Annotated in this window: 12 protein-coding genes; 9 read left to right on the forward strand and 3 right to left on the reverse strand. The window is 39.1% G+C overall.

The features are described from left to right. The first annotated feature begins 66 nt into the window (after positions 1 to 66). The gene (locus tag ACOKFG_RS12285; protein ID WP_299173486.1) at positions 67 to 444 is read left to right on the forward strand and encodes a DoxX family protein; all 378 of its coding nucleotides are present in this window, start codon (positions 67 to 69) and stop codon (positions 442 to 444) included. A gap of 2 nt (positions 445 to 446) precedes the next feature. On the opposite strand, the gene holA is transcribed toward ACOKFG_RS12285, so the two are convergent. Beyond that, positions 447 to 1,448 carry a DNA polymerase III subunit delta gene (gene holA / locus ACOKFG_RS12290; protein ID WP_299173489.1) on the reverse strand — a complete coding sequence of 334 codons (1,002 nt, stop codon included), beginning with the start codon at positions 1,446 to 1,448 and terminating at the stop codon, positions 447 to 449. Between the two features lie 26 nt (positions 1,449 to 1,474). On the opposite strand from holA, the gene ACOKFG_RS12295 reads away from it, so the two are divergent. The 3 genes from ACOKFG_RS12295 (at position 1,475) to ACOKFG_RS12305 (ending at position 3,905) form a co-directional block, all read left to right on the forward strand. After that, on the forward strand, positions 1,475 to 1,921 hold the full coding sequence (locus tag ACOKFG_RS12295) for a type I restriction enzyme HsdR N-terminal domain-containing protein (protein WP_298789947.1): 447 nt from the start codon (positions 1,475 to 1,477) through the stop codon (positions 1,919 to 1,921). A gap of 12 nt (positions 1,922 to 1,933) precedes the next feature. After that, positions 1,934 to 2,935 carry a glycosyltransferase family 2 protein gene (locus ACOKFG_RS12300; RefSeq protein ID WP_299173491.1) on the forward strand — a complete coding sequence of 334 codons (1,002 nt, stop codon included), beginning with the start codon at positions 1,934 to 1,936 and terminating at the stop codon, positions 2,933 to 2,935. Between the two features lie 94 nt (positions 2,936 to 3,029). Next, entirely contained in the window at positions 3,030 to 3,905 is an 876-nt protein-coding gene (locus tag ACOKFG_RS12305; RefSeq protein ID WP_298789950.1) for a flagellar motor protein MotB, read from the forward strand. A gap of 51 nt (positions 3,906 to 3,956) precedes the next feature. Here the strand turns inward: ACOKFG_RS12305 and ACOKFG_RS12310 are convergent, their stop codons facing one another. After that, positions 3,957 to 4,577, reverse strand: a complete 621-nt coding sequence (locus ACOKFG_RS12310) for an L-threonylcarbamoyladenylate synthase (protein ID WP_298789952.1) — start codon at positions 4,575 to 4,577, stop codon at positions 3,957 to 3,959. A 74-nt stretch (positions 4,578 to 4,651) separates the two neighbouring features. Further along, complete coding sequence (locus tag ACOKFG_RS12315) at positions 4,652 to 6,982, reverse strand: ATP-dependent helicase (protein WP_422861372.1); 2,331 nt, start codon at positions 6,980 to 6,982, stop codon at positions 4,652 to 4,654. 130 nt (positions 6,983 to 7,112) lie between these two features. On the opposite strand from ACOKFG_RS12315, the gene ACOKFG_RS12320 reads away from it, so the two are divergent. The 5 genes from ACOKFG_RS12320 to ACOKFG_RS12340 all read left to right on the forward strand — a co-directional run bounded on the left by ACOKFG_RS12320 (position 7,113) and on the right by ACOKFG_RS12340 (position 11,927). Then, on the forward strand, positions 7,113 to 7,658 hold the full coding sequence (locus tag ACOKFG_RS12320; protein ID WP_298789956.1) for a DsrE family protein: 546 nt from the start codon (positions 7,113 to 7,115) through the stop codon (positions 7,656 to 7,658). A 10-nt stretch (positions 7,659 to 7,668) separates the two neighbouring features. Then, positions 7,669 to 8,943, forward strand: a complete 1,275-nt coding sequence (locus ACOKFG_RS12325; protein WP_298789958.1) for an amidohydrolase — start codon at positions 7,669 to 7,671, stop codon at positions 8,941 to 8,943. Then, complete coding sequence (locus ACOKFG_RS12330) at positions 8,944 to 10,518, forward strand: FMN-binding glutamate synthase family protein (protein WP_298789960.1); 1,575 nt, start codon at positions 8,944 to 8,946, stop codon at positions 10,516 to 10,518. A gap of 40 nt (positions 10,519 to 10,558) precedes the next feature. Beyond that, a complete protein-coding gene (locus tag ACOKFG_RS12335) occupies positions 10,559 to 11,332 on the forward strand; it encodes a hypothetical protein (RefSeq protein WP_298789962.1) in 774 nt (257 codons plus the stop codon). 76 nt (positions 11,333 to 11,408) lie between these two features. Continuing rightward, a complete protein-coding gene (locus ACOKFG_RS12340) occupies positions 11,409 to 11,927 on the forward strand; it encodes a hypothetical protein (protein WP_298789965.1) in 519 nt (172 codons plus the stop codon). Position 11,928: the final 1 nt, after the last annotated feature.

Genomic DNA, 11,928 nt, shown 5'->3' on the forward strand with positions numbered 1-11,928 from the left:
TCCATTCGATTTTTCTTATTATTCGCGACATAATTTATACATTCACGTAAATTTAAAATCCCCCTAATGAAAAATAGTCTTTTAATCCATCTAGGTCTTGCCCTCCTCAGGATAGTTCCTTCTGCACTTTTAATGACACATGGCTATCCAAAACTTCAAAAGCTTATAAGTGGAAACACTGAATTCTTGAACCCCATTGGTATTGGTCAAGCCCCTTCTCTATTTTTGACAGTAATTGGTGAATTTGTTTGTCCAATTTTATTGATTATTGGATTTAAAACAAGGTGGGCCGCAATTCCATCTGCAATTACCATGTTTGTTGCTGGTTTTATCGTTCATGCTTCGGATCCTCTGGGTAAAAAGGAATTGGCTTTGCTTTATCTTACCGTTTTCGTGGTTATTTTTCTTTTAGGTCCTGGTAAGTATAGCGTAGACAAAAAATAGAATCAATCTATTTGGATCAGTAATTCTTTCAATAAATCTGCCTGTGATAAATTGTTGGCATTTACGCCCTTACTCTTTAAGTCCAATTGGCGTAATCCTGAGACAATGCTGCTAACACGTTTCATGGGATAATTTTTGGCAGCTGTAGTGAATTCATTCACAAAATAGGGGTTGACTCCGAGTACCTTAGAAACATTACCAGGAGAGTGGTCCTTAAGCCCATGATACTGTAATAATTGAGTGAAGAAGGTACTTAATAAAGAAATGGTAACAACAAAAGGGTTATCCTTTGGGTTCTGGGCGAAATAATCAATAATACGGACTGTTTTTCGTATGTTCCGTTCACCAATAGCTTTTTTCAATTCAAAATTGTTGAAATCCTTACTGATACCGATATGCTTTTCAATCAGTTTCGAGGTAATCTCTGTGTCCTCGGGTACTACCAATAACAATTTATCCAGTTCATTATTGATTTTACTTAGGTCAGCACCCAAATATTCTACCAATAATACTGCAGCCTTTGGCTCAATCCTATACTTTTTACCACCAAGCGTACGACGTATCCATTCGGAAACTTGGTTTTCATAAAGCTTTTTGCTTTCAAAAAGCTCCCCATTTTTTTGAATGGCTTTGTAAAGCTTCTTGCGTTTGTCCAGTTTTTTGTATTTGTAACAGATTACCAATATGGTCGAAGGCTGGGGATTTTCAACATATGAAACAAATTTTTCAATGTTTCGAGATAGGTGTTGTGCTTCCTTTACAATCACCACCTGATGTTCAGCCATCATTGGAAATCTTTTTGCATTTGATATGACTTCATCAACACTTGTATCCTTTCCATACAATACCATTTGGTTGAATCCTTTTTCTTCCTCAGCCAATACATTTTCAGAGATGTATTGCGATATCTTGTCAATATAATAGGGCTCCTCCCCCATTAAAAAATATATAGGTTTTGGATTGCCTTCGTCAATATGGTTCACAATTTCCTTTATCCGGTCCATTCAGAAAAAATCATCAAATTTGTCCAATGCAATCATTGAACTTTCCCAAGTATCGGTTTAGAGTCAAAAGTAGCGAAAATAGCCTCCATATTTTTGACTTGATACGTAAAAAGTTTGTCCTGCTACAACCTGAGGAATGGGTACGCCAACATGTACTTCATTTTTTGATTTTCACCAAAAATTATCCGCAGAGTATCATCAATGTGGAAAAACAGCTCACGGTAAACAATTTGAAGAAACGATACGATATTGTTGTATTCAAACCCGATGGCCATATTGATATTTTGGTAGAATGTAAAGCACCAGAAGTTAAAATTGACCAAACCACTTTTGATCAAATAGCGCAATACAATCTCAGCTTGAAGGCAAACTACCTTATGGTTACCAATGGAATGGAGCATTATTATTGTAAAATGGACCTGGAACAAGAAAAATATTTGTTTTTGAAGGAAATTCCTGATTTTAGCCGTTAATTTGCTGCCGTTTTGAAAGTTGCCATAGTCATATTAAACTGGAACGGTAAAGCCTTGCTAGAACGATTTCTTCCAACTGTAATCGCTCATTCCGATGAAGCGGGCATCTATGTCGTTGACAATGCCAGTGAAGATGATTCCGTTGCCTTTGTTAGTAGTGAATATCCTCAGATAGGTATTGTGCAAAATTCAACTAATGGGGGCTTTGCCAAAGGCTATAATGATGGACTGCAAACTATCGACGCAGATATCTACTGTCTTTTAAACTCCGATGTCGAAGTTGCTCCGAATTGGTTGAATCCTATTTTGAAGACGTTCAAAGACGTACAGGAAGCGGCTATTATCCAACCTAAAATCTTGGACCTTAATCGAAGGGAATATTTTGAGTATGCTGGCGCAGCTGGTGGATTTATTGATATGCTGGGGTATCCATTTTGTAGGGGAAGAATATTTCAGGCACTTGAAAAAGACCAGGGACAGTACAATGATACCAAAGAAGTCTTCTGGGCGACGGGGGCCTGTATGTTTATCAAAAGTGATGTTTTTAAATCCTTAAACGGCTTTGACCAAGACTACTTTGCCCACCAGGAAGAAATAGATCTTTGCTGGAGAGCAAAAAATGCTGGTCATAAGGTCTATTATGTTGGAGAAAGTCATGTATACCATCTTGGAGGTTCCACACTAAAAAACATGGACCCAAAGAAAACCTTTTTGAATTTTCGGAATTCCTTGTACTCCATAACCAAAAATCTGCCCGGCAAAAGAGCGCTTTCAATCATAATTTTAAGGTTATTATTGGATGGAATAGCTGGACTGCGATTTGTTTTTCAATTTAAGTTCAATCATTGTTTAGCGATAATCAAAGCGCATATAAGTTTTTATATTAATTTTAGAAAGATTTACGGCAAAAGGGAAAAAGCTAATTTTTTGCAAAAATACTATTCTACGACATCCATTGTCTGGTCCCATTTCGTACATCAAGTAAAGAATTTTAACATTTTAGTAAAAGATTAACTACGCCTGACCACGCAAACATTGCATTTTACATAATTTTGGTCTCGTTTTTAATCCAGAAAATCAAACATATCTATAACTTATTACCACGATTATGAAAAAAGTTTTCCTAGGAACATTATCTATGGCAATTTTATTGACTTCCTGCGTATCTCAAAAGAAATATGCCGATTTGGAAGCCAAGCACAAAGAAACCCAAGACCTATTAAATTCTGCAACAGTTAAGTTAAATGACTGTTTGGAAGAAAAAGCTACAGCTTCGTCCAGACTTCAGACTCTTGAAGATCAAAACGCTTTCTTGAAAGCCAACAACCAAGAGTTGATCAACAACATGGGCAATTTAACTACACTTACTACCAAAGGTGCTGAAAACCTTGAGAAATCTTTGGAGAGTCTTCGTGAAAAGGACCTTACCATTAGGAAATTACAAGATGCGGTTACAAGAAGGGATTCTGTAAACCTTGCTTTGGTTCAGAGCTTAAAAGGTGTTCTTGGAAATTTGGATGATGAAGACATCGAGGTTAGTGTAGAAAAAGGTGTGGTATATGTATCCATCTCTGATAAACTATTGTTCAGAAGTGGAAGTTATAACATCACAAGCGCTGCTAGAAACGTTCTTGGTAAAGTTGCCAAGGTTGTGAACAACAAACCAGATTTTGAATTCTTGGTTGAAGGACATACAGATAATGTACCTTATAAAGGCAGTGGGGCTCTTGTTGACAACTGGGACTTGAGTGCAAAAAGAGCGACATCCATTGTTAGAACATTGCAAAATGATTTCAATGTTGACCCCAAGCGTATGACCGCAGCTGGAAGAAGTTATTATATTCCTGTGGCGTCTAACGACACAGCAGCAGACAGAGCTAAAAACAGAAGAACACGTATTGTAGTATTGCCAAAAATTGACCAATTCTACAGTATGATAGAAGAAGGAATGAAAGATCCAGCCATCGGCGGTTCTGGAAACTAGTCTTTCTATATATAGTATGAAAAAGCGGTCTCTGGGCCGCTTTTTTTTATTTTAGAAAATATCAATACTTCCCTTGCCTTCCCTAACAACCTCAGGGTATCCGTTAGAAAGATCTACGACCGTTGAAGCAACATTTCCGCCGTATCCCCCATCAACGACCACATCCACCAAATTTTGCCATTTTTCATAAATAAGCTCTGGGTCTGTGGTATATTCCAATATATCATCCTCATCCCGAATAGAGGTTGAAACTATAGGGTTCCCTAATTCGGTGACTAGGGCACTTACAATGGCATTGTCAGGAACACGAATACCGACGGTCTTCTTCTTTTTAAAATCTTTGGGAAGATTATTATTGCCAGGAAGGATAAATGTATACGGTCCTGGCAATGCTCGTTTTAAAATTTTAAACGTAGCCGTATCAATTTGACGTACAAAATCAGATAGATTGCTCAAATCAGGACAAACAAAGGACCAATTGGCTTTTTCCAACTTTATCCCTTTAATCCGAGCTATTTTTTGTAGTGCTTTTGAATTTGTGATATCGCAACCCAGACCATAAACCGTGTCGGTCGGATAAATAATCAATCCTCCTTTTCGGAGTATCGCTCCAATTTTTTCAATCTGACGAGGATTTGGGTTTTCCTCAAAAAGTTTTATGAGCTCGGCCATCAACAATTCTCATTTTCTACAAAGTAACAAAGATTATGGCCATTGCGAAGACTTTGCATGGCCATCGGGGATAATTATCCTTCCAAAACCTCTAATTTGGCAAATCTCAAAAGCAGTTTCTTCACATCTCCCCGCTCAAATTTGATTTCGGCTTTTTTATCATTTCCAACTCCTTCAATTTTCAAAATTTTACCCTTTCCAAATCGAGTATGATTCACCAAGGCACCTTCTGCTAAATTAGGATCAACGGTATTGGTATTGTTTGTTGGTGCGGCAATTTCTGGTTTTAATTTTCTGAGCTTACGAAGCTGGTTTTCGTTGGGTTTTTGTACGCTGGGCGGGGTTCCATTTTTAGGTTTTATCTGCCGAAGTTTACTCTTGTCCACCTCGCCAAAGATATTGGCGTCAATCATGGATTTGTAGCGGTACCCATCACTGACCGGAGTAAGATTTTCAACATATTGCTCTTCTATTTCCTCTAAAAATCGACTCGGTTCCGCATCAATTAACTTTCCCCAACGGTATCTATTTTGAGTATAGGTTAAATACGCTTGTTTTTCGGCCCGAGTCAATGCGACATAAAACAAACGTCTTTCCTCTTCCAGTTCACTTCTTGTGTTCATGCTCATAGCTGAAGGAAAAAGGTCTTCCTCCATACCTACAATATAAACATATGGAAACTCCAAACCCTTTGCCAAATGAATCGTCATCAAAGCAACACGGTCATCATCTCCTGTATCTTTGTCCATATCAGTGGCAAGAGCCACATCTTCCAAAAATTCTGTAAGACTACCTGTTGCATCGGCCAGTTCTTTTTGCCCTTCAACAAAATCTTTGATTCCGTTCAACAACTCTTCAATGTTCTCCATCCGTGCTATACCTTCTGGAGTGCCATCTTTTTTGAACTCCAACAACAGTCCCGTTTTCTTGGATACATGTTCAGCAAGGTTGAAAGCATCAGATCCCTCATTCATAATTTGGAAGCTTTTGATCATTGTCACAAAATCTTCCAGCTTTCGTTTGGTGCCTGCATTGATTTTTAAATTGAGTTTATCCAAATGTTCCATCACCTCAAAAATGGAACGGCCATAATGATTAGCGGCCACTACCAATTTATCAATGGTAGTCTGACCAATACCCCGAGCTGGAAAATTAACGATCCTTTTTAGAGCTTCCTCATCTTTTGGATTGATAACCATTCGCAAATAGGCCAACACATCCTTAATTTCTTTCCGCTGATAAAAAGAAAGCCCTCCGTAGATGCGATAAGGGATATCTCGTTTGCGCAAAGCATCTTCAATAGCTCTTGATTGAGAATTGGTTCGGTACAACACCGCAAACTCACCATTCGGCATTTGCAGCTGCATTTTGTTTTCAAAAATGGAGCTTGCCACATACCTACCCTCTTCCGCATCAGTAATACTTCTGTGGATTTTTATCTTATTCCCTTCATCATTGGAAGTCCAGACCACCTTTTCCAATTGGTTTTTGTTCTTTGCAATGATCGAATTGGCTGCGTTGACTATATTTTTTGTGGAACGGTAATTCTGTTCCAACCTATACATCCCAACATCATCATAGTCCTTTTGAAAATTAAGGATATTACTGATATTGGCTCCTCTAAACGAATAGATACTCTGGGCATCATCACCCACTACACATATGTTTTGATATCGATCTGAAAGTGCTTTGACAATCAAGTATTGTGAATGGTTAGTATCCTGGTACTCATCAACCAAAATGTAGCGAAACCTGTCCTGATACTTCATTAACACCTCCGGAAAACGGGTTAATAGTTCATTGGTGCGGAGCAGTAAGTCATCAAAATCCATGGCTCCAGCCTTAAAACAACGATCCACATAGTTTTGGTAAATCTCACCAAGTCTTGGTCGTTTGGCCATGGCATCCGCTTCAACTAGTTCTGGGTTTTGAAAATAGGCTTTAACCGTAATCAAGCTGTTTTTATAAGACGATATCCGATTTTGAATTTGCTTATACTTATAAATATCCTTGTCTAGTCCCATCTCTTTGATAATGGAAGCAATCAGACGTTGGGAATCCTGCGTGTCATAAATGGTGAAATTGCTCGGGTAACCTAATTTATCCCCATCAAAACGTAACAGCTTGGCAAAAACGGAGTGAAAAGTCCCCATCCAAAGGCTCTTGGCTTCAGAATTTCCAACAATGGTGGCTATACGCTTTTTCATTTCGCGAGCTGCCTTGTTGGTAAAAGTCAATGCAAGAATATTAAACGAATCGACACCTTGCTCCATTAAATGGGCAATTCTATAGGTCAATACACGAGTCTTACCAGAGCCCGCTCCAGCAATCACCATTAATGGGCCATCTTTGTGCAGCACCGGTGCCCGTTGGGCATCGTTCAATTCATCCAAAAAAGTACTCAAACCGTAAGGTGTTTAAAAAGTAGATGTGAAATTAGCCAATAATGGTTTCATGCTAAAATGATCCTGTTAATACTTATAAACACGATTACGTTTTAATTGGAATTGAATATATTTAGGAAATTAAAAAAATATGGCAAGACCCCTATTTTCATTTTTACTTTTCTTCACTCTTTTTTTTAACCACACTTTATTCTCCCAAAGCCCTGAAGCCGGTCCCATTATAATTGACTTTGGCAAAGTCCATAAAATTGACAACCCAGACTTTAAGACCAATGCTGATCAAGAATTCAAAGTAGTTTTTGATATTATGAACAGCCCCGAGTCACATACCGAAATCAACAAAACCATTGAAACGGCAGCTCGCTTTTTAAATATGCACGCCCAAAGTGGTGTTCCAAAATCCCAATTGAAAGTTGCCTTGGTGGTTCATAACAAAGCTTCCAAAGACATCATTAAAAATGAAGCATACAATAGTCGATATGGTGTCTTTAATCCCAATTTCGAAATGATACATGATCTTATGGATGCCGGGGTTGAGGTGATACTATGTGGTCAATCATCAAAATCAAGAGACTTTCCAAAAGAAGATCTTATTCCAGGAGTAAAAATTTCACTTTCGGCTATGACGGCACTTATACAATTGCAAAACGAAGGTTATCAACTTATAAAATTCTAAACTCAAACAAATGCGCAAAACTCTAACATTAACACTACTGCTAACCAGTCTTTCTATATGGGCTCAGGACCATAATCTGGATAAGGACTACACTGCTGTTGAAAACAAGGTCATTGAATGGCGAAGAGACATCCACCAAAATCCAGAACTCAGTAACCGAGAATTCAAGACTGCCGAAAAAATTGCAAAGCATCTAAAATCTCTGGGAATTGAGGTTCAGACAGGGGTTGCTAAGACAGGGGTAGTTGGGTTGTTAAAAGGAGATCAACCCGGAAAGGTGGTTGCCCTTAGAGCAGACATTGATGCGCTTCCTGTTACAGAACGTAACGATCTTCCATTTAAGTCAAACGTAAAATCGACTTTTTTGGGCAAGGAAGTCGGGGTAATGCATGCTTGTGGCCATGACACCCACACTGCTATCCTAATGGGTGTTGCCGAAGTTTTATCCAAAAACAAGGATAAAATCAAAGGAACTGTGAAGTTCATTTTTCAACCCGCTGAAGAAGGTCCACCACCCGGAGAAGAAGGTGGTGCTTTGTTAATGGTAAAAGAGGGGGTGCTTACCAACCCGGATGTCGATGCCATTTTCGGTCTTCACATCAATTCTCAAACTCCTATAAACAACATAAAATACAAACCAGGCGGAAGTATGGCGGCCGCTCAACGTTTTGTAGTCAATGTGAAGGGGAAACAGACCCATGGCTCCCAACCTTGGGGCGGTGTGGACCCTATTTTAATAAGTGCAAAAATCATTGATGGTCTTCAGACCATTATTAGTCGAGAGACAGAATTGATTAATGAAGCAGCGGTAATTTCTGTTGGTAAAATCACCAGTGGTGTCCGTTCCAATATCATCCCGGAAAGCGCTGAAATGATCGGTACCATTCGAACTTTGGATTATGATATGCAAAAACAAATAAACAAGCGGATGGAGGAAATGGTTCCGGCTATCGCCAAAGTTTATGGAGGTGAAGCAACTATTGATATTCAGACCTCTACTGCCATCACTTATAATCATTTAGAGTTAACTGAAATGATGGCTCCAACTTTGAAAAGAGTTGCTGGCAACGAAAATGTGAGCATACATAAAGCCATTACAGGTGCAGAAGACTTCAGCTATTTTCAAGAGAAAGTACCTGGTCTTTACTTTTTCTTAGGCGGAATGACTCCCGGGACCACAGAATCTTTTCCACATCATACTCCCGATTTTAAAATTGACGATAGTGGTTTGCTTTTAGGCGTTAAAGCGATGACCGAACTTACTTTGGACTATATGAATATGTAGATGGAATCTATTTTGGATTTTTTGAATTCCGTTTCTTGGTGGATTTGGGTTTTGATTTTCTTGGCTTTGGTGGCTATTCGGGATGTTTTCTTTCAGAAATCACATACCATAAGCCATAATTTTCCAGTAGTTGGGCATCTCAGGTATTGGTTGGAAAGTATCGGTCCAGAAATGAGGCAATACTTTGTGGCCAACAATCGTGAAGAGCTTCCATTCAACCGCATAGAAAGAGGATGGATTTATGCCTCAGCCAAAAAAGAAAATAATTACGAAGGCTTTGGAACGGATCGAGACATTTATGCGCATCAGCATATTTTTGTAAAAAATGCGATGATTGGATATCAAATACCTGAAAATCATCCCAATCAACTGGATTCGTATTTTTTACCCTGTGCTAAAGTCATAGGAGCTTATAATAAACGGAAAAAGCCTTACAGGCCAGCCTCCGCAATCAATGTTTCGGCCATGAGTTTTGGTTCTTTGTCTGCTACCGCGGTAGAATCCATGAACAAAGGAGTCAAAAAAAGTCAAGCCTATCACAATACTGGAGAGGGAGGACTTTCTCCATATCATAAGCATGGAGGGGATGTTATCTTTCATTTCGGAACAGGTTATTTCGGGGTCCGTTCAAGGGAGGGTAACTTCTCCATGGAGAAAATGAAAATTTTGGTGGATGAAAACCCTTGCATAAAAGCCATCGAGATTAAACTTTCCCAAGGCGCAAAACCTGGAAAGGGAGGAGTGCTTCCTGGAGCCAAAATCTCACCAGAAATTGCCAAGATTAGAGGAGTTGAAGTGGGAAAAGATGTCCTTTCTCCTGCTACGCATAAAGCTTTTAATTCAATTCCGGAGTTATTAAAGCTAATTGAGGACATCGCCAATGAAACAGGTTTACCTGTTGGAATAAAAGCGGCAATAGGAAAAGTGGGTCAATGGGAAGAACTGGCCGATTTGATGAAAAAATCGGGGAAAGGTCCCGATTTTATAACCATTGATGGCGGTGAGGGAGGAACCGGCGCTGCGCCACCTAGTTTTGCAGACCATGTTTCACTACCTTGGGTCTATGGCTTTGCTTCAGTTTACAAAATATTCCAGGATAAGGAGTTAACGGATCGCATAGTTTTCGTTGGAAGTGGAAAATTAGGTTTTCCAGCCAAAGCGGCCATGGCTTTTGCCATGGGTATTGATTGTATTAATGTGGCTCGCGAGGCTATGATGAGCATTGGATGCATCCAAGCCCAAATATGTCATACCAATAGATGTCCTGCTGGGGTCGCCACACAGAGTAAATGGTTACAAAAAGGCATCAGCGTTCCTTTAAAATCAGACAGATTGGCTCAATACTTTAAGACATTTAGAAAAGAGTTTTTAGAGATTACCCATGCTGCAGGATACGAGCACCCATGTCAATTTAGCATGAACGATATTCAAGTAAATGTTGATGATGACTATCTAAGCAGTGATCTTGAAGCAGTTTATGGGTACAAGAAAAAAGAGGTGCCTTTTACCTCAATGCAGGAGTTTTATGATTGTGTTTATTTGGGAGGTAAAACAACTTCCGAAAAAACACCCTAATTTTGAGCCGCATAAACATCGAACCAAATAGTACTTACTTATGAAAAAACAGTTACCCATTATCTTTTGCTTTTTGATAACTACAATTGGATTCTCTCAAAAGAAGAGTGAGCTATTTGAGCAGATTGAAGAGTTAAAAACCAATATACAGGATGTTGAACAGGAACTAGCTGAGAAAAAAAGAGAGGTTTCATCGAGTAAAGCAAAGGCAGAGACGCTGGAAACTGAAAATGTTAGTCTACGTGATGCCAATGCCACTTTGCTGCAAAATCTAAGCAGCTTTTCAGAACTTTCTAAGAAGAATAGTGAAAATGTCAACAAGACATTAGCTGCTTTGGAACGAAAGGAGAAACAGCTCAGTATCTTAAATGAAATGATAGCCTCCAACGATTCCACAGCAATTGTTCTACTGTCACGAGTAAAGCAAACTCTTGGGGAGGGTGCAAATGCTGATGTCAATGAAGGTGCCATTGTAATATCTAACAGTCTTACTACTTTGTTTGGTGCTGACACTGCATCCGATTTAACCGATGAGGGTAAAGCTTGGTTGGCAAATGTAGGTAAAGTGGTTCTTGCCAACCCTACGCTTAAAACAGAGATACAGGGGTTGAATATTACAGGGGAATTTGCGGTTACCTTGGATCAAGCAGCATCAGTTTCCAAGGAATTGATAGCTGTTTCAAAAGTTCCTGCAGATGCTTTGAGCGTTTCCGTAAAAGATGGGAATTTTAAGGAAGGTATCCTGATTCGCTTGCAGCCAGATCATAAAGAGTTTTATGACAAGGCCAAAGATCGTTTAACCAAAGGGCTATAAGAATACTATTTTACTGTATACTTTTTGAATATTTCATCCGTTGTAGTTTCTATAAAATCCAAAAACAAACTATCCTATGAGTGGAGATGATATCTTTCAACTTTTCGGCTTCTTGCTACCGGCAGTTGTGACCGGAGCTGTAGCCTTTTATTTTTTTAGATTACATACGCGAAATGAAGATGGCCGAAGACGTTTCCTGTTGCACAAAGATGCTCAAAAAGATACGCTCCCTATCCGTTTGCAAGCTTATGAACGAATGGTGCTTTTTTTAGAACGTATTGCTATCAATAGTTTGGTGGTGCGTGTGGCTCCAAAAGGAAAGAGCAAAGGTGATTATGAAAATCTACTCATAAAACAAGTGGAAACGGAATTTGAGCATAATCTTTCGCAACAAATCTACATGTCTGAAGAATGTTGGAACATTATAAAGGCGGCTAAAAATGCTACTATTCAGATTATTCGCTCTGCGGGAATGAGCGAAACTGATTCTCCTGATAAATTGCGTGAAGATATTCTGAACCAAACCATGGAAAAACAATCTCCTTCGGCAACCGCTTTGGCATATGTAAAAAAGGAAGTGGGCGAACTTTGGTAAT

Origin of the sequence: Flagellimonas rhodophyticola (assembly GCF_049332665.1) — a bacterium.
Lineage (GTDB): Bacteria > Bacteroidota > Bacteroidia > Flavobacteriales > Flavobacteriaceae > Flagellimonas.

What these genes read in the sequence shown, in the direction of transcription:
- ACOKFG_RS12285 (WP_299173486.1), top strand. Translation starts at nt 67, where the DNA reads ATGAAAAATAGTCTTTTAATCCATCTAGGTCTTGCCCTCCTCAGGATA.
- holA (WP_299173489.1), bottom strand. Translation starts at nt 1,448, where the DNA reads ATGGACCGGATAAAGGAAATTGTGAACCATATTGACGAAGGCAATCCA.
- ACOKFG_RS12295 (WP_298789947.1), top strand. Translation starts at nt 1,475, where the DNA reads ATGCAATCATTGAACTTTCCCAAGTATCGGTTTAGAGTCAAAAGTAGC.
- ACOKFG_RS12305 (WP_298789950.1), top strand. Translation starts at nt 3,030, where the DNA reads ATGAAAAAAGTTTTCCTAGGAACATTATCTATGGCAATTTTATTGACT.
- ACOKFG_RS12310 (WP_298789952.1), bottom strand. Translation starts at nt 4,577, where the DNA reads ATGGCCGAGCTCATAAAACTTTTTGAGGAAAACCCAAATCCTCGTCAG.
- ACOKFG_RS12320 (WP_298789956.1), top strand. Translation starts at nt 7,113, where the DNA reads ATGGCAAGACCCCTATTTTCATTTTTACTTTTCTTCACTCTTTTTTTT.
- ACOKFG_RS12325 (WP_298789958.1), top strand. Translation starts at nt 7,669, where the DNA reads ATGCGCAAAACTCTAACATTAACACTACTGCTAACCAGTCTTTCTATA.
- ACOKFG_RS12330 (WP_298789960.1), top strand. Translation starts at nt 8,944, where the DNA reads ATGGAATCTATTTTGGATTTTTTGAATTCCGTTTCTTGGTGGATTTGG.
- ACOKFG_RS12335 (WP_298789962.1), top strand. Translation starts at nt 10,559, where the DNA reads ATGAAAAAACAGTTACCCATTATCTTTTGCTTTTTGATAACTACAATT.
- ACOKFG_RS12340 (WP_298789965.1), top strand. Translation starts at nt 11,409, where the DNA reads ATGAGTGGAGATGATATCTTTCAACTTTTCGGCTTCTTGCTACCGGCA.